Genomic DNA, 17,442 nt, shown 5'->3' with positions numbered 1-17,442 from the left:
CAGGAAATGATAGAAAAGAGGAAAAAATATGATCTGGTATCCATATGAACAGATGAAAACAATGCGGGAACCGTATAAAATTTTAGATGCAAAAGGTGTTTATCTTTACACAAAAGATCAGAAACTGATCGATTCAGTATCGTCCTGGTGGTGCATGATCCATGGATATAAGCATCCAGAACTGACCGCTGCCATCAAGGAGCAGGCAGATCATTTCTGCCATGTGATGCTTGGCGGACTGACACATGAACCGGTGCAGAAGCTTTCGGATAAATTGCAGGAATATTTACCGGGAGATTTAGACTATTGTTTTTTCTCGGATTCCGGAAGTGTTGCAGTGGAAGTTTCCTTAAAAATGGCATTGCAGTACAACACAAATCAGGGCAGAAAACGTCCGCTTGTACTGGCATTAGAGCATGCGTACCATGGGGATACATTTAAGGCAATGGAAGTAGGGGATGATGAGGATTATCATTTTGCGTTTGAGGAAAAAACAGGAGTGGTTCACATTCCGACAGAAATACCGGCATTAGAGGAGGCATTTGAAAAATATCATGACAGGTTAAACTGCTTTATCGTGGAACCGTTGCTGCAGGGAGCTGGCGGGATGCGTATGTATGATATTTCTTTTCTGAAACGCGCACGGGAATTGTGTGATCAGTATGACGTGCTTTTGATCTTTGACGAAGTTGCAACGGGATTTGGAAGAACCGGCAACCGTTTTGTTGCAGATCTGGTGCTGCCGGATATTTTAGTGCTTGGAAAAGCATTGACCGGAGGTTATATCGGACATGCGGTAACAGTGGCAAACCATAAGGTATTTGATGCATTTTACAGTGATAATGACCGCCATGCGCTGATGCATGGACCGACTTTTATGGGAAATGCGCTTGCCTGTGCCGTAGCTCTGAAAGGAATTGAGATCTTTGAGCGGGAAAATTATATGGGAAAAATCAAACACATTGAAGAAATCTCACATCGTGAGATGGACGGATTTACCGATCAAAGAATCAAAGAAGTGCGTGTGATGGGTGGCTGTACCTGTGTGGAAGTATATGATAGTGCGACACTGGAAGGATTCCAGCAGTTTGCATACGAGAGAGGCGTTTTTTGCCGTCCGTTCTTAAAATATATGTATTCCATGGTTCCCTATATTATAGAGGAAGACGAACTTGTGCAGATTTTTGATGTGATGAAAGAATGGTTTCGCAGAGGTTAAAGCAGGGACTTGACATTAGACAGACAACTGTTAACATAGGATTAACAAAACTGTTATTGCAGACATATCACAATTACAGTGATTTAAGGCAAAAATTCTGTATGAAAAAGGAGAGAGGACTATGTTAACAGCGCTGTTTATTATTTTGATGTTTGCTGTGTTTGGTAAAATGATCATATTTGCATTTAAAGCATCCTGGGGGATTTTAAAAGTTTTACTTACGATCATTATCTTCCCATTGTTTCTGATCGGGTTATTTTTCTCAGGACTGGTTTATATTGCACTGATACTGCTTTTGATCGCAGGAATCGTGTCGGTGGTTAAATCTTTGACATAAAAGCTACAGCAGTGGATGTCCGGCACGCGCCAATAGACGTTCATAGCGCCTGTCGACCTCTGCCTGGATCTGGTCTGCAACTGGTTTATATTCTTCGGTGGCGAGATGTTTTGTACGCCCCATCATGGAAAACCATTCCGTGACGGGGATTTTTTTATGCGCTTTCTGTGGGTCATAGCTCAGTGATGTGATGCCGCGTTCAATTTCATAGAGCGGAAAATAACAGCAGTCTACGGCGGCAGCAATAACTTTTCGTTCTGTGTCGGGGCGGTCATTCCAGTTTAGTGGGCAGGCGGAAAGCGCTTTTACATAGGCAGTGCCAGATTCCCTTGCGTAGGCAGCGGCTTTTGCAGCTTTTTTGATAAAATCATTCGGGTTCGACTCTGCAACGGTTGCCACATAGGGCAGGTGGGTTGCAGCCATGATCTCCGGCATGTCTTTGTGAAAAAAAGTTTTTCCAAATTGTGTTTTTCCGAGATGGGAGGTGGAACTTTTTGCACCCATCGGGGTAGAGTAGGAGAGCTGGTAGCCGGTATTCATATATCCGCCGTTGTCATATTCAAATATGAGCAGATGATGACCGCGCAGCGCAGTCCCAAGCGCGGAACCCATGCCGATATCCATGCCGCCGTCACCGCTTGCCATGATAAAGGTGATTTCACCTTTAGGGTATTCGCCGCGTTTTTGCCGTTCTTCAAACACTTCCACCAGTCCGCTTAGAGTTGCAGCTCCATTTTGAAACAGGTTGTGGATATACGGAATGCGGAAAGCTGTTTTAGGATATGCAGTGGTTGTCACCATGCCGCATCCGGTCTGGAAGAGAAAGACCACATTTCCCTCGATGCCTTTTAACAGAAGGTTTAAGTTTACCGGGATGCCGCATCCGGGGCAGGTTCCGATTCCGGGGGCGATACGTTTTGGCATGGCGGTGGCATCTTTGATGAGTCCGCCTTTTACGATCATTTTTCCGGTTTCGGGATCAAAAGTGCAGGCTGTGACACCCGGAGACTGGCGTTCTTTTGTGAGCGGCGCAAAATATTGTGGCTGTGGATTTCCTGTCTTGCCCGGTGTAATACCGTAATAATCAAAAGATTTGGCGTCAGAAGAAAGTCCTTCACGAAACAGTGAAACCGCATCTTCTACAAAAAAGTCCTTACCGCCAAGACCGTAAATACGTGTCAATACGCGGATCGGATGCGCAGAGTCCGTGGTATCCTGCAGTGCGGCGCGCAGCTCTAAGGACATATTTCCGCCGCCGGCTCCGTAGCTGTCCTGGCGGTCTGCGGCAACGATCGTCTGCGCATGCATACAGAGTTTACGCAGTTCATCCGCTGGAAATGGGCGGAGTACATTTAAGGTAATAACGCCGGCGCGGATGCCTTCTTTACGCAGTGTATCGGCGGCAACGGTTGCAGTGTGAAAAGAAGAGCCAAGCAGAAAAAGGATAATATCTGCATCTTCATACCTGTATCCGCGGCAAAAAGTATACATTCTGCCGGAGAGGGAGGCAAACTCATCAAACAGTACCGGGAGTTTTTTTCTTGTTTCTTCCATGGCAAGGGAAAGCTGGTATTTATTGTTGATGATATCCGGTTCATTCATATAAGAGCCGACAGAGATCGGATGATTCAGGTCAAGTACACTGAAAAAATGATTTTCACCGGTTGAGTCATTTCCTGCAAAAGAAGAAATATCCGGATTGTCGCAGGAAAGTTTTTTACCGATAAAATTCTGTACAGTTTCATTATCAGAAAAAACCATACATTTCTGTTTCTGATGGCTAGTAAAGAAACCGTCAAAGGCAACGGCAACCGGCAAATTTACTTTTTCGGCAAGTTTTAAGGCAATCAGGTTGAAGTCATAGACCATCTGCGGGTCATCTGCAAATAAAATGATCCATCCGGTATTGAGCAGATACATGATGTCGCTGTGGTCACCTTTGATGCATAGAGGACCAGACACAGTACGGCAGGCTACGTTCATGACCATTGGCATACGTGTCCCGGACTGCACCGGAAACTGCTCTAAGGCGTAGAGCAGACCGTTGGCGCTTGTGGCATTAAATACACGCCCGCCGCCGGCAGAGGCACCATAACAGATACCTGCGGCACTGTGTTCTCCTTCAGCGGCGATCAGGCGGATATCGTGTTCTCCTCTTGCGCCGGACAGGTCAAGATTTTCCGCAATCTGTGTGGAGGGCGTGATCGGATAATAACCCATAATATGATAATTGATCTGTTTTGCAGCGTAGGCGGCAAGTTCATTTCCACTTTCATAGAGTTCGCACTGCGCAGCAGTTTTCTTTACGAAAGTCTGCGATTTTTGTTGTGGCTGTTGATCTGAAATTAGAAAAGCCTGTGTTGTTGATTGCTGCTGATCCGACATTATACGATACCTCCGTCAATACGTTTTTCATCAAGATAAGAATCACTGGTGATCCAGGAGTTTGCACCTGTCTTCTGATACTGGATGCCTGCAGGCAGCAGATCCTGATCCGGCATAGAATATGGTTTTTCCGGGTAATCTTTTTCAAGCGCCTTTACGAGGGCATGTGTCGGACAGACATCGACACAGCGCAGACATCCTTTGCAGTGCCGGTAATCAAGCCCCTTGTTTACCATGGAATTTTTTCCTTTATAAGTGCCAGGAGCAAACTGAAATACCATATCCGGGCAGGTGGAGTCACACAGTCCGCAGTTGATACAACGTTCCTGCAGAAAGAGAGGAATATAACCTTCACGGGACGGGGAGAGATCGTTTGATACGGTGCTTCCGGGACGCGTATTGATCCCGCCGATCGGAGCATTTTTATATCCCCAGACATAGGTCTCTTTTGCGAGAGCAGAGGAGGCGGGGGAGTCTAAGACCATGTCAGAGGCGTGTTTGGATCTATGGGAAAGTTTTTGTTCGGAAGTTTTTTCATACCCCATTTTTAAACCAAGCAGGTTTGCTTCGATCAGAGCCGGATATTTTTTCCCAACCGTATTTTTGCAGAGTGATTCGACAGATTCCATCGGGATAAAGGGACAGGCTCTGGCGATTGCCCCGAGCATGACCATGTTGATGCGGGATCTGGATTTCATGGCGATAGAGAGTGCGTCCAGACAATATAGTGTTCCAATGGAAATATTGTATTTTTCTGCCGCTTCATCGCATGACAAAGGTGTATTTAGAACAATTTTTGTGTCGGCGGAAATTCCGTCTAATACCGGATAAGTACCGATCAGTCCTTCGTGGAAAATGCCAAGTACATGCGGTCTTAAGACAGGACTGTTGATGCGAAGCGGGGTGGAAGCAGGACTCCAGCGGATATAGGATTTTACCGGCGAACCGCGTTTTTCGGAACCGTAGCTGGAAAAACTCAAGGAGTTTAAGGAAAGGTATAAGGCACCGAGTTCGCCGAGCATTTTTCCACAGAGATTTGCGCCGAGACCGCCGATACTCTCTAACCGTATTTCAAAATAACCGTATTCATTTGTGACAGGGAGTGTTACAGCTGGGTACATAAGATCCTCCATTTTTGTCCGGTTTTGTGACATGTAAATTTGCATGCACAGCAGTCATTAGGTAAAATATCAATGATGCTTATAGTGTGCACGGAATGCAGGAAATTATGTACGGCTTTTTTTGAAAATGTGTACACATGTTAGTTGACCTGGTATCTTTACATTCGGGGGGAAAGTGATTAGAATAGACAGGTAAGTTTTATGGGTGGTGTTATATATGAAAGAAAAAATCATAGCATTTGTAAAAAAAGAAACAGTGCTGGCCGCTGCAGCAATTTTAGCGGTAATATCCGCTTTTTTTGTGCATCCGGATCAGCAGTATGTGAATTATATTGATTTTCGTGTACTGGGAATATTGCTTTCACTGATGATCATTATGGCGGGGGTACAGAATAACGGGATTTTTGATGAAATCGGGCGGAGGCTTTTAGCGCATACGAAAAATACAGCCCAACTGGCATTTGTGCTTGTTTTTTTGTGTTTTTTTTCCAGTATGGTCATTACAAATGATGTTGCGCTTCTGACGTTTGTTCCGTTTGCACTTCTGACTTTGCAAAAATGCGGTCAGGAGCGTCTTATGGTTCCGGTCATCGTACTTCAGACGATAGCAGCAAATCTTGGCAGTATGCTGACGCCGATCGGAAATCCACAGAATCTGTATCTTTATAATCTCTCCGAAATGAATGTCGGGGAATTTATCGTATTTATGCTTCCATATACCGTTATTTCCGGTGTACTGCTTGCACTGACTATTTTTGTTTTAAGTGCGAGAAAAAGGAAGATCAGACTGACCGAATGTCATTTTTCGGAAGAGAAAAAGGAAATGAACAAAAAGCTGACAGTCATGTATGTGGTTTTGTTTGTGATGGCACTTCTTGTTGTGGCAAGAATCCTGCCATATTATATTTTGCTTGCGGCAGTGGTTTTAGCGGTATTTCTGGCAGATAGAAAGGTGCTTGCACAGGTGGACTATTGTCTGATCTTTACCTTTATCGCTTTCTTTATTTTTACCGGAAATATCGGACGGCTGCCGGTGTTTCAGAAAACATTGCAGACATTGGTAAATGGAAGGGAGCTTTTCGTTGGACTTGTGGCAAGCCAGGTGATCAGTAATGTCCCGGCGGCATTGTTGTTATCTGGATTTTCAAGTGATTTAAAGCAGCTTTTACTGGGCGTGAATTTAGGAGGGCTTGGTACACTGATCGCTTCCATGGCGAGTCTGATCTCCTATAAGATCTATGCACATAATTATAACCGAACCAAGGGGTATTATCTGTTGTGGTTTCATCTGGCAAATATCATATTCCTTGCTGTGCTTGTGCTGCCCGCACTGGTAATGAGGTGAAGCAGAAATGAGGATTAAAATGCGGGAAAAACAATTAGATAAAGAAAGTATGAAGGGAACCATCTATGTGCTGCTCTCTGCAGTATGTTTCAGTACTGGAGGTGTTCTGATAAAATCAATTCCGTGGAGTTCCATTACGATCCAGGGAATCCGCAGTATTTTTTCATTTATGCTGATCGCCTCTTATATGGTGATCACAAAACGAAAATTTGTATGGAATAAGACGGTACTGTTTGGTGCTGTCTGCAATACAGTTATGGCACTGACATTTGTCTCTGCGACAAAGATGACAACGGCGGCAAATGCGATCGTGCTCCAATTTACAGAGCCGATCTTTGTGATCCTGCTGATGTGGATATTATATAAGAAGAAACCGAAAAAGGCGGCAGTGATCGCGTGCGCGGTCGTGTTCGCAGGGATATTGTGTTTCTTTTTAGATTCCTTAAGTGCCGGCGGAATGGCAGGAAATCTGCTTGCTGTATTTTCAGGATTTACCTATGCATTGGTTATGATGATGAAAGGTTTCCCTGGCTCTGATTTTGAGTCGTCACTTTTAGCATCCCATGTTATGAGTTTATGTATCGGTTTGCCGTCGTTTTTAGGGGAGACCGATCATTCTGCGAAGGCATGGATCTGCATTATCCTTCTCGGTGTGATCCAGTTTGGATTATCCTACATCTTTTTATCGAGGGGCTTAGATTGTGTTTCACCGGTTACGGCATCCTTAACTTCTACATTAGAGCCGATCTTGAACCCGATTCTTGTTGCGATCTTTTGCGGAGAGACGATCGGACGCACGGCGTTTATCGGGGCTGCGCTCGTGATCGGGGCTGCTGCATGCTATAACGTTTATGAGGCTGCGCATAAGGATTAGAATCATCAGGGAAAAAGGAATCACAGGAAGAAATAAAGGCATGTTACAGAATCACAGAAATGTGGTTCTGTATTTTTTTACCCATTTTTTACATAACCCCCCACACTCATTTTACAATATCCGCTTAGGATATAGGGTAAAGATGAGAGAAATAAAAGAATCAATGCCGGACGGGCGGATTTTAGTGCGCAGATGGAAGAAACCGGCAGGAATGGAGCAGAGATGGAAAGAACACTCGTGTGGGGACACCGTGGTGCGAGCGGATACGCACCGGAAAATACAATGGCAGCTTTTGAGAAAGCGGTGGAGCTTGGCGCAGACGGGATCGAGCTGGATGTGCAGCTTACAAAAGACGGAGAACTTGTTGTCATCCACGATGAAACGATTGACCGTGTGAGCGATGGAAGCGGCTGGGTAAAAGATTTTACTTATGCGAAGTTGATAAAGCATAATTTCAACCGCACGCATCCGGAATATGAGCATGCACAGATTCCCATATTAGAGGAAGTATATGCGTTGATAAAGCCAACAGATCTGACAATTAATGTGGAAATCAAGACAGGTGTTGTATTTTATCCGGAGATTGAGGAGCGGGTGTTAGACCTCACAGAGCGTATGGGACTGATGGAACGTGTGATTTTTTCTTCATTTAATCATTATTCCATACAAAAAATCAAGGAGATCAATCCACAGGCGAAGACCGGAATGCTTTATGAAGACGGGATTGTCAATCCAGTCAGTTATGCATCTTATGTGGTAGGCGCAGATGCACTGCATCCGGCACTTTATAATATTCAGTATGAAGGATTCATGGAGGAGTGCAGGAGGCAGAAAAAGAAAGTCCATGTATGGACTGTAAATGAGGAAAAATATATGCGGCTTGTCTGTGCGGCACGTGCCGATGCAATGATCACAAATTACCCGGACCGCGGCAAAAAAATTGCGGAAGAGTACAGTGATGGGAAATTGACACCGGAGCTGGTGAAATTGTTGAAGCATAAAGAAATGGCGGCGTTATGAATGCGGCAGGCAGTCTGTATTTTGCAGACGAAGGATACCGGAACTGGCAAAAAAATCTGGTGGAACCATATTTAAAGCAATATCGGAAATATGGCTGCTTTCACAGTTATGACGGGGCAGTCATTTTTTATCAGCAGTATTTTAATGCAGAGGCGGACACCTGTATTGTGATCTCACACGGATTCAGCGAGTTTGCGGAAAAATATAACGAGGTTATTTATTATTTCTTACAGCAGGGCTGTTCTGTTTATATCTTAGAACATCGTGGGCATGGTTATTCAGAACGTGAAGTCCCGGATGCACAGAAAGTATATATCCGCAATTTTGAAGATTATGTAAAAGACTTAGACTGCTTTATGAAGAAAATGAATTACCGGATGGAGCAGCACAGGATTCTTTTTGCACATTCTATGGGCGGTGCGATCGCAGCGCGGTATGTTGAGGAACATCCGAAAGTATTTGAACGAGCAATCCTTTCCTCACCGATGTTTCGGATGCAGACTGGAAAATATCCGTGGTGGGCAGCAAAAATGACGGCAGCTTTTTATGTGAAAACAAAAAGAGGTGATCGTTATGCTGCAGGACAGAGCGGATTTTCCGGCAGACCGGATTTTGAGCATAGCAGCTGCATTTCAAGAGAACGCTATTACTATATTTTTGGTCAAAGACTGGAAAATTCCAGGTACCAGACGAATGGAGGTACATATGGATGGCTTCTGGCATCGATGAAGGCAACAGAGGTACTGATGCAAAAAAAGAACTTAGAGCGCATTAAGATTCCTGTTTTGATCTTTATAGCAGGAAATGATCATATGGTAGATAATCGTGCGATCGCAGTTTTTGCAAATCATGTGGATACAGCTTCATTGGTCTGTATGCCGGCATCCAAACATGAAATTTTTAATGCAGATTATAAAACAAGATGCAGATATTATCATGAAATTTTTGATTTTATCATGAAGAATCGAGGTTAGTGAAAATGAAACAGAAATTGAATAAACTTGAAAAATACTGGGTAATGTATGATGTCGGAAACTCTGCCTTTGCACTTTTAGTGTCCACGATCATACCGATCTATTTTAAAAATATGGCAACACAGAACGGCATATCTGCTGCTGACTCTACGGCATATTTAAGCTATGCGATCTCAATTTCCACTTTGATCGTGGCAATTTTAGGACCGGTGCTCGGAACGGTTGCAGATGGAAAGAACCGGAAGAAACCATTATTTACACTTTTTATGATGGTAGGAGTTATTGGATGTGCCGCACTTGCACTTCCGAAGAGTGCCATGTTATTTCTGGTGGTATTTGTGATCACCAAAGTCGGATTTTCCGGCAGTCTCATCTTTTATGATTCCATGCTCGTGGATGTGACGACAGATGAGCGCATGGATGATGTATCCTCGCAGGGATATGCATGGGGATATATCGGAAGCTGTGTGCCGTTTATGCGCTCTGGCTTGATGCGGCGTGGAAATTCTGGATGATGGCAACATTTGTTGGTGTATTTCAGGGAGCGATCCAGGCATTATCGCGTTCTTATTATGCGAGGATCATACCGAAAGAAAAATCCAGTGAATATTTTGGAATTTTTGATATTTTTGGAAAGGGAGCATCTTTTATGGGAACGATGCTCATGGGAATCTCCACGCAGATTTTTCATACTTCAAAAGCCGGTGTTATCGTGATCGCAGCAATGTTTGTGATCGGGTTTGTCGTTTTTAAGCTTCAGGCAAATGCGATGCAGCACAAAGAAAAGGATTTTGCACAGAAAAATGTACGGGATGAGTTCGAAGCAGAAGATCAAAATGATTATTATGAAGACGAAGATGATTACGAAATAGGAGATATGGATTTTGCCGAAGAAAGATTCTAAAAAACAGAAAAAACGCATAGGAATAAAAGAGAATTTAGCGGGAGCAGATACCTTGCTCATGGAAAAACAATTAAAAGAACAGATTGAAGCACCTATGGTACGGATTTCTTATACATATGCGATGGATGTGGTGCAGGCAAAATTAAAAATGATCAATGCGGACCTGACAGAGCAATTTGACCGTCAGGTTATTCGTACTATGACGGGACGGATCAAGCAGACAGACAGTATTGTAAAAAAACTGATGCGGAAGGGAAGAGAGGTAACGTTTCAGGCAGCGGTAGATACTTTAAACGATATTGCCGGAATCCGTGTCGTCTGTTTTTTCTGTGATGATATTTACCGCGTGGCGGATTATATAAAGAAACAGAAGGACATTAAACTGCTCAAAGAGAAGGATTATGTAAAAAATCCCAAAAAAAGCGGTTATCAGAGCATCCATCTGATCGTGGGTGTTCCTGTTACTTATCTGGAAAAAACAACAGAGGTGCGGGTGGAGATACAGATCCGTTCGTTTGCCATGGACTACTGGGCAGAACTGGATAACCAGATGTGCTACAAGAAAAATGCAGGACAGATTGAAAATGTGGAGCAGGCAACAAAAAATTATTCTGATGTGATCGCAAAAGTAGATAACCAGATGTTAGAACTGCGCAGACAGATCGAGAAGATGTAAAAGTAAGCGAAACATTTACCATTATTTTACATACATTTTACTAAACCTCTCTCATGTATTTTACATAAGTGCTTTAAAGTAAAAACTGTCAAAAGGAAATGAAAAGAAAACAGCAGGAAAGCAGACAACCTGCAAATTGAAAAAAGAGAGGATTAAAAAATGAAAAAGAAAGTAATGTGTATGTTATTAACAGGTATGATGGCAGCCAGTATGATCGCAGGTTGTGGTAACAGTGGAAATGCAAGTGCAAATGCAGGAGCAGATACAAATACAGATGCAAGCACAGACGCATCAGGCGCTGCAGATAATTCCACAGATCAGTCAGCAGATGTCACACCAGATACGACAGCAGCAAGTGCGGCAGCAGAATCCGGAGATTTTGACAACAGTGAGTACATCAACGTTGTATCCCGTGAGGATGGTTCCGGTACAAGAGGCGCTTTCATCGAGCTGTTCGGTGTAGAAGAGAAAAACGATGCCGGTGAGAAAATCGATAATACAACAGATGAAGCGATCATTACAAACAGTACGGATGTTATGTTAACAACTGTTGCAGGTGATGAGTACTCTATCGGATATGTATCACTTGGTTCTTTAAATGACAGTGTAAAAGCAGTTTCCATCGATGGAGCAGAAGCTACCGTAGATAATATCAAGAGTGGAGATTATACGATCGCAAGACCATTTAATATTGCAACAAAAGGAACACCAAGTGATGTAGCACAGGATTTTATCAACTTCATCATGAGTGCAGACGGACAGGCAGTTATTTTTGATAACAAATACATCCCGGTAGATGACGGTGCGGCAGCATTTGAGTCAAACGGTGCAAGTGGAAAAATCGTTGTAGCAGGATCTTCTTCCGTAACACCTGTTATGGAAAAATTAAAAGAGGCATATGCTGCAGTCAACAGCGGTGCAGAGATCGAGATTCAGGAGAGTGATTCTACCACAGGTATGACAGCAGCTATGGATGGAACCTGTGATATTGGTATGGCTTCCCGTGAATTAAAAGATTCTGAGACAGAGGGTGGCTTAACAGCAACCGTGATCGCTATGGATGGTATTGCAGTGATCGTAAACAATGACAACCCGACTTCAGATCTTTCCAAAGATACTGTAAAAGGCATCTATACAGGCGAGATCACATCCTGGGATGGCGTAACAGAGTAATACGGATAAACATAAACCACTTAACTTTATAGAATTCCTCATTATAAAACTTTAAGCAAAGACCGGGAGAGACAGTTACTCTGCCGGTCTTTGCATAAATAATGTACACAGCTTTTATCAGTTTGGAGATAACAATGAATCATATTAAAGAAAAAGTAATGGAAGGTGTTTTCCTTTTTACGGCAGTCATATCCATTATCGCAGTAGCCTTAATCTGTGTGTTTCTGTTTGTAAACGGTTTTCCGGCAATGCAGAAAATCGGCGTATGGCAGTTCTTGTCGGGAAAAGTATGGAAACCGACGAATAACATATTCGGAATCTTTCCGATGATCTTAGGAAGTATTTATGTAACCGGAGGAGCTCTCCTGATCGGTGTTCCGATCGGAATTCTGATGTCGATCTTTATGGCACGTTTCTGTCCGGAAAAACTGTACCGGATATTAAAACCGATCGTGGATCTTTTAGCAGGTATTCCTTCGATCGTATACGGATTTTTCGGTCTGGTTGTGTTAGTTCCATTTATCAGAGAGCATTTTAAAGGAAATGGAAACAGTATCTTAACAGCGTCGATCCTGCTTGGAATTATGATACTGCCGACGATTATAGGCGTATCGGAATCAGCGATCCGTGCCGTGGAAAACAGCTATTATGAAGGAGCACTTGCACTTGGTGCAACACATGAGAGAAGTGTTTTTACTGTAATCGTTCCAGCAGCAAAATCCGGTATTATGGCAGCGGTCGTGCTCGGTGTCGGACGTGCGATTGGTGAGACAATGGCGGTTATGATGGTTGCAGGAAACCAGGCAAGAGTGCCATCGAGTATTTTTAAAGGAGTCCGTACCTTAACGGCAAATATTGTAATGGAAATGGGATACGCAACGGATCTTCACCGGGAAGCATTGATCGCAACCGGTGTGGTACTGTTTGTGTTTATCCTCATCATCAATGTCTCTTTCTCTATTTTAAAGAGACGTACAAAGGATAATTAGAAAGGGCGGAATCAGATGGAAAAACATATGGAATCTGAGATTGCTGCGATCAATCAGCAGTCTTTGAAAGACAAGATCAAATCATATATGAAACATCCGGGTTCATTCATATTGCTGCTTTTAGTGCTGATAGCAGCAGTGCTGACCGTAGGCGTTTTAGTGTTTCTGGTGGGGTATATTTTAATCCGCGGTATCCCGTACTTAAAACCATCGCTGTTTGCATGGACATATAACTCAGATAACGTGTCAATGCTTCCGGCAATGATCAATACACTGTTTATGACAGTGCTGGCACTTTTGTTATCCGTGCCGTTTGGCGTAGGTGCAGCGATCTACCTTGTAGAATATGCAAAAAAAGGAAATAAGCTGGTTGGGATCATTCGTGTTACGGCAGAGACGCTGTCCGGTATTCCGTCTATCATTTATGGACTGTTTGGTATGCTGTTTTTTGTGACTGCATTAAAGTGGGGGTATTCGATGATGGCAGGTGCTGCAACACTCGCGATCATGGTACTCCCAGTCATCATGAGAACGACGGAGGAAGCCCTTTTGTGTGTCCCTGATTCATTTCGCGAAGGAAGTTTCGGACTCGGCGCAGGAAAACTGCGTACCATATTTAAGATCGTACTACCAAGTGCAATTCCGGGTATTTTATCCGGCATCATCTTAGCAATCGGACGAATCGTAGGAGAGACGGCGGCACTTATTTATACATCAGGCACAGTTGCAAATCTTGCGGGATTTTTCGATTCCGGACGTACCCTGGCAATTCACATGTATTCGCTGTCTCGTGAGGGTATGCATACAAATGAGGCATATGCGACAGCAGTTGTACTTCTTGTCGTGGTACTGATCATCAACGGGGTATCTTCCCTGATCGCAAAGAAGTTTGAAGCACCGAAGCAGTGATGTGAAAAAGATTTGCAGGCAAAAATAGAGGAGAAAACATGTCAGAAAAATTTAAAATTTCAAACCTTGATTTATATTATGGTGATTTTCATGCATTAAAAGATATCAATATGTCGATCGGCTCGAATGAAATTACCGCTTTTATCGGACCGAGCGGCTGCGGAAAATCCACCTTTTTAAAAAGTTTAAACAGAATGAATGATTTAGTGGAAGGATGTAAGATCACCGGAAGCGTTCTTTTGGATGGAGAAGATATTTACAATGGCATGGACGTCAATCTTTTAAGAAGGCGTGTCGGGATGGTATTCCAGAAACCAAATCCGTTTCCAATGAGTATTTATGACAATATTGCCTATGGGCCGAGAACACACGGTATCCGTTCCAAGGCAAAATTAGACGAGATTGTGGAAAAATCCCTGCGGGATGCAGCAATCTGGGATGAAGTCAAAGACAGACTGAAAAAAAGTGCACTTGGTATGTCCGGTGGACAGCAGCAGAGACTCTGTATTGCAAGGGCACTTGCAGTCAATCCGGAAGTTATCTTAATGGATGAGCCGACTTCTGCGCTTGATCCTATTTCAACATCAAAGATCGAGGATCTTGTCATTGAACTGAAAAAACAGTATACGATCATTATGGTAACGCATAACATGCAGCAGGCAGTCCGTGTATCGGATAAGACGGTATTTTTCCTTTTAGGAGAAGTCATTGAAGCCGGTGATACAGAGCGGTTATTCTCAGTTCCGCAGGATAAGAGAACAGAGGATTACATTACCGGACGTTTTGGATGATACCTCAGGTTTCATTGCTTATAACATACAAAAAGCGTAAGAAAATGCACATTAACATATTACAGTGAAAAGAAAGAAGGAAGTGGAAAATCATGAGAAACAGGTTTGACAGACAGCTTCAGACATTGAATGACGAATTAATAGAAATGGGAGGCCTGATCGAGCAGGCAATCGAGATGGCATGTTCTGCACTTGTGAAACAGGATGTGGAAAAAGCGGAAAAAGCGATCAGCTTTGATGAGGAGATCGATCATCAGGAGCGGGATATTGAAAGTCTTTGTATGAAATTATTACTGCAGCAGCAGCCGGTAGCAAAAGATCTGCGCCTGATCTCTGCAGCACTTAAAATGATCACAGATATGGAGCGTATCGGAGATCATGCATCCGATATTTCGGAGATGACGATCTTAATGGCAGATGCATCCTATGAAACCGGTGATCCGATCAATCTTGACCTTATCAAGGCGATGGCAAAAGAGACAACAAATATGGTGATCAAGAGTGTGGATGCATTCGTGCAGAAAGACATGGATTTAGCACACTGGGTCATCAAAGAAGATGATGTGGTGGATGATCTGTTTAACCAGTTCAGACAGCAGCTCATTAAAAAGATCAATGAAAATGTAAAAAATGGTGAACAGGCAACAGATATGCTGATGGTTGCAAAATATTTTGAGCGTATCGGAGACCATGCGACCAATATTGCAGAGTGGGTAATTTATTCTATTACCGGGCAGCATGAAAATTAAAAATAGACAAAAATAAATGGTTTCTTAAAGATTTTACATAGATTTTACATAAAGTTGACGGCGAATTTACATACTCCTTTTTATGCTAATTGCAAAATGACGAAAAATGCTGTATAAATAAATTATATGTCAAAAAAACGTAAAGAATAAGAAAAGCGGCATACAAAAGGAGATTGAGATGGATATTTTTGGAGTACTGACCCTCATTGGCGGATTGGCACTGTTCCTGTACGGAATGAATGTAATGGGTGCCGGACTGGAGAAGATGTCAGGAGGTAAATTAGAGAAGATCTTAGAGACTCTGACATCAAACCCGATCAAGGCAGTGTTGCTTGGTGCAGGTGTAACGGCAGTGATCCAGTCGTCATCGGCGACGACGGTTATGGTGGTTGGTTTTGTAAATTCCGGTATTATGAAGCTGTCACAGGCAGTCGGCATCATTATGGGTGCAAATATCGGAACAACGGTAACGTCATGGCTTTTGAGCTTAAGTGGACTGCAGGGGGATAACTTTTTTATCCAGATGTTAAAACCATCCTCCTTCTCACCGATCCTTGCAATGATCGGTATCATACTTTGTATGTCGAAAAAGAGCGACAAGAAAAAAGATATCGGCGAGATCTTACTTGGATTTGCAGTATTGATGTACGGTATGGAGAGCATGAGCGGGGCGGTAGAACCGCTTGCAGACGTGCCGGAATTTACGAATATCTTAACGATGTTCCATAATCCGTTCCTTGGTGTATTAGCAGGAGCTGTACTTACTGCGATCATCCAGAGTTCCTCTGCATCGGTCGGAATTTTACAGGCACTGTCTGTAACAGGAGCATTTACCTATGGTTCTGTGATCCCGATCATTATGGGACAGAATATCGGTACCTGTGTGACGGCGATGATCTCAGCAGTCGGCGCAAACAGAGGTGCAAAGAGAACGGCATTCGTGCATCTTTATTTTAATGTGATCGGTACGATCCTGTTTCTGGTATTGTTTTATACAGGCAATGCGCTGATCGGATTTGAATTTACCAATGAAGTCGTTGGAGCAGCGGGAATCGCAATGATCCACACCATATTTAATGTGTTCGCAACCCTGGTTTTACTTCCATTTACAAAGGGATTGGAGAAACTGGCATACTTAACGATCCCGAAAACTGCAGAGGAACAGAATCAGAAAGAGGATGTATTTGTGATCTTAGACGACCGCTTCTTAAGCAGTCCTGCATTTGCAATTGAGCAGTGTCACTCTCTGGCAAACCAGATGGCGAAGATCACACATGAAGGATTTTTAGAGGCTATGACCGTACTCGATGAATACTCCGAAGAAAAGGTCGGGGATGTTATTGCAAAAGAAAATATCGTAGATACCTATGATGATAAACTCAGCGCATACTTAACAAAGTTAAGCAGCCAGAATTTATCTTACAAAGACAGTCTGAAGGTGACATCTCTGCTTCACTGTCTGACAGATTTTGAGCGTATTTCCGACCATTCCATCAACGTAGTGGAAAATGCACAGCAGATGGTAAAAGAGGGAGCCGTATTTTCTAAGAAAGCAAAAGAAGAAATGCTGGTATACAGTGCGGCACTCCGCGATATCTTAGAGCGTACCACAAATGCGTTCGTGGAGGGGGATGAAGCACTGGCACGTACGGTAGAACCGTTAGAAGAAGTTATTGATGAGTTAAACAAGAAAGTAAAGAAAAACCATATGAAGCGTCTTAGAAAAGGGAAATGTACCATTGAGCTTGGTCTTGTATTGTCAGATCTTGCAATGAACTATGAGCGTGTTGCAGACCATTGTTCGAATATCGCGGTATATATGATGCAGTTAGAGGATACCCAGTTAGAGGAACACAGTTTTACCGAGCAGATGGATGCTGAGGAGAGTGCAGAGTTTACAAAACAGTTAAACGAGTTCGAGAAGATGTATCAGATTTAAGGGTGAAGGATTTTTAGCAATCGAATATTTGCATGGA

General features: G+C 43.2%; 15 protein-coding genes and 1 pseudogene. 14 read left to right on the top strand and 2 right to left on the bottom strand.

Annotated features, from left to right (window positions below):
- Positions 1–28: 28 nt before the first annotated feature.
- Entirely contained in the window at positions 29–1,219 is a 1,191-nt protein-coding gene (gene bioA, locus DW650_RS05645) for an adenosylmethionine--8-amino-7-oxononanoate transaminase (protein ID WP_118209292.1), read from the top strand.
- 121 nt (positions 1,220–1,340) lie between these two features.
- Positions 1,341–1,556, top strand: coding sequence for a hypothetical protein (locus tag DW650_RS05640; protein ID WP_117920861.1), 216 nt, complete (start codon positions 1,341–1,343; stop codon positions 1,554–1,556).
- 3 nt (positions 1,557–1,559) lie between these two features.
- Here DW650_RS05640 and DW650_RS05635 read toward each other — a convergent pair whose 3' ends face one another.
- Complete coding sequence (locus DW650_RS05635; protein ID WP_118209291.1) at positions 1,560–3,941, bottom strand: transketolase C-terminal domain-containing protein; 2,382 nt, start codon at positions 3,939–3,941, stop codon at positions 1,560–1,562.
- Positions 3,941–5,062, bottom strand: coding sequence for a 2-oxoacid:acceptor oxidoreductase family protein (locus DW650_RS05630; protein ID WP_243102863.1), 1,122 nt, complete (start codon positions 5,060–5,062; stop codon positions 3,941–3,943). The genes DW650_RS05635 and DW650_RS05630 overlap by 1 nt, the downstream gene beginning before the upstream one ends.
- 217 nt (positions 5,063–5,279) lie before the next feature.
- Here DW650_RS05630 and DW650_RS05625 point away from each other — a divergent pair, with 217 nt between their 5' ends.
- The 12 genes and pseudogenes from DW650_RS05625 to DW650_RS05570 all read left to right on the top strand — a co-directional run bounded on the left by DW650_RS05625 (position 5,280) and on the right by DW650_RS05570 (position 17,405).
- On the top strand, positions 5,280–6,407 hold the full coding sequence (locus DW650_RS05625; RefSeq protein WP_118209289.1) for an SLC13 family permease: 1,128 nt from the start codon (positions 5,280–5,282) through the stop codon (positions 6,405–6,407).
- 7 nt (positions 6,408–6,414) lie between these two features.
- A complete protein-coding gene (locus DW650_RS05620) occupies positions 6,415–7,281 on the top strand; it encodes a DMT family transporter (protein WP_243102862.1) in 867 nt (288 codons plus the stop codon).
- A gap of 192 nt (positions 7,282–7,473) precedes the next feature.
- Complete coding sequence (locus DW650_RS05615; protein ID WP_118209287.1) at positions 7,474–8,301, top strand: glycerophosphodiester phosphodiesterase; 828 nt, start codon at positions 7,474–7,476, stop codon at positions 8,299–8,301.
- On the top strand, positions 8,298–9,275 hold the full coding sequence (locus DW650_RS05610) for an alpha/beta fold hydrolase (RefSeq protein ID WP_243102861.1): 978 nt from the start codon (positions 8,298–8,300) through the stop codon (positions 9,273–9,275). Before DW650_RS05615 ends, DW650_RS05610 begins: the two co-directional genes overlap by 4 nt.
- A gap of 5 nt (positions 9,276–9,280) precedes the next feature.
- Positions 9,281–10,179, top strand: a pseudogene (locus tag DW650_RS20595) (MFS transporter).
- Positions 10,160–10,855, top strand: a complete 696-nt coding sequence (locus DW650_RS05600; protein WP_199654204.1) for a GTP pyrophosphokinase — start codon at positions 10,160–10,162, stop codon at positions 10,853–10,855. The pseudogene DW650_RS20595 and the gene DW650_RS05600 overlap by 20 nt, the downstream one beginning before the upstream one ends.
- Before the next feature lie 159 nt (positions 10,856–11,014).
- Positions 11,015–12,028 (top strand): substrate-binding domain-containing protein, encoded by a 1,014-nt coding sequence (locus DW650_RS05595; protein ID WP_118209286.1) that lies wholly within the window; start codon positions 11,015–11,017, stop codon positions 12,026–12,028.
- 134 nt (positions 12,029–12,162) lie between these two features.
- Positions 12,163–13,017 (top strand): phosphate ABC transporter permease subunit PstC, encoded by an 855-nt coding sequence (pstC, locus tag DW650_RS05590; RefSeq protein WP_118209285.1) that lies wholly within the window; start codon positions 12,163–12,165, stop codon positions 13,015–13,017.
- Positions 13,018–13,032: 15 nt separating this feature from the next.
- On the top strand, positions 13,033–13,926 hold the full coding sequence (gene pstA, locus DW650_RS05585) for a phosphate ABC transporter permease PstA (protein ID WP_117920854.1): 894 nt from the start codon (positions 13,033–13,035) through the stop codon (positions 13,924–13,926).
- 38 nt (positions 13,927–13,964) lie between these two features.
- Positions 13,965–14,717 carry a phosphate ABC transporter ATP-binding protein PstB gene (pstB, locus tag DW650_RS05580; protein WP_118209284.1) on the top strand — a complete coding sequence of 251 codons (753 nt, stop codon included), beginning with the start codon at positions 13,965–13,967 and terminating at the stop codon, positions 14,715–14,717.
- A gap of 92 nt (positions 14,718–14,809) precedes the next feature.
- Positions 14,810–15,466, top strand: coding sequence for a phosphate signaling complex protein PhoU (gene phoU, locus DW650_RS05575; protein ID WP_118209283.1), 657 nt, complete (start codon positions 14,810–14,812; stop codon positions 15,464–15,466).
- A gap of 178 nt (positions 15,467–15,644) precedes the next feature.
- Positions 15,645–17,405, top strand: coding sequence for a Na/Pi cotransporter family protein (locus DW650_RS05570; RefSeq protein WP_117920851.1), 1,761 nt, complete (start codon positions 15,645–15,647; stop codon positions 17,403–17,405).
- Positions 17,406–17,442 lie beyond the last annotated feature (37 nt).

Source organism: Roseburia sp. AM23-20 (genome assembly GCF_003470905.1).
Classification (GTDB): domain Bacteria; phylum Bacillota; class Clostridia; order Lachnospirales; family Lachnospiraceae; genus Roseburia; species Roseburia rectibacter.
The sequence above is the reverse complement of the archived record's forward strand: the minus strand, read 5'-3'. Positions and strand labels throughout refer to the sequence as shown.

Bases quoted from the DNA above. Each gene is read 5' to 3' on its own strand.
- DW650_RS05615 (WP_118209287.1), top strand. From the start codon at position 7,474: ATGGAAGAAACCGGCAGGAATGGAGCAGAGATGGAAAGAACACTCGTG.
- DW650_RS05610 (WP_243102861.1), top strand. From the start codon at position 8,298: ATGAATGCGGCAGGCAGTCTGTATTTTGCAGACGAAGGATACCGGAAC.
- DW650_RS05595 (WP_118209286.1), top strand. From the start codon at position 11,015: ATGAAAAAGAAAGTAATGTGTATGTTATTAACAGGTATGATGGCAGCC.
- DW650_RS05570 (WP_117920851.1), top strand. From the start codon at position 15,645: ATGGATATTTTTGGAGTACTGACCCTCATTGGCGGATTGGCACTGTTC.
- DW650_RS05640 (WP_117920861.1), top strand. From the start codon at position 1,341: ATGTTAACAGCGCTGTTTATTATTTTGATGTTTGCTGTGTTTGGTAAA.
- bioA (WP_118209292.1), top strand. From the start codon at position 29: ATGATCTGGTATCCATATGAACAGATGAAAACAATGCGGGAACCGTAT.
- DW650_RS05635 (WP_118209291.1), bottom strand. From the start codon at position 3,941: ATGTCGGATCAGCAGCAATCAACAACACAGGCTTTTCTAATTTCAGAT.
- pstA (WP_117920854.1), top strand. From the start codon at position 13,033: ATGGAAAAACATATGGAATCTGAGATTGCTGCGATCAATCAGCAGTCT.
- pstB (WP_118209284.1), top strand. From the start codon at position 13,965: ATGTCAGAAAAATTTAAAATTTCAAACCTTGATTTATATTATGGTGAT.
- DW650_RS05620 (WP_243102862.1), top strand. From the start codon at position 6,415: ATGAGGATTAAAATGCGGGAAAAACAATTAGATAAAGAAAGTATGAAG.
- pstC (WP_118209285.1), top strand. From the start codon at position 12,163: ATGAATCATATTAAAGAAAAAGTAATGGAAGGTGTTTTCCTTTTTACG.
- DW650_RS05630 (WP_243102863.1), bottom strand. From the start codon at position 5,062: ATGTACCCAGCTGTAACACTCCCTGTCACAAATGAATACGGTTATTTT.
- phoU (WP_118209283.1), top strand. From the start codon at position 14,810: ATGAGAAACAGGTTTGACAGACAGCTTCAGACATTGAATGACGAATTA.
- DW650_RS05625 (WP_118209289.1), top strand. From the start codon at position 5,280: ATGAAAGAAAAAATCATAGCATTTGTAAAAAAAGAAACAGTGCTGGCC.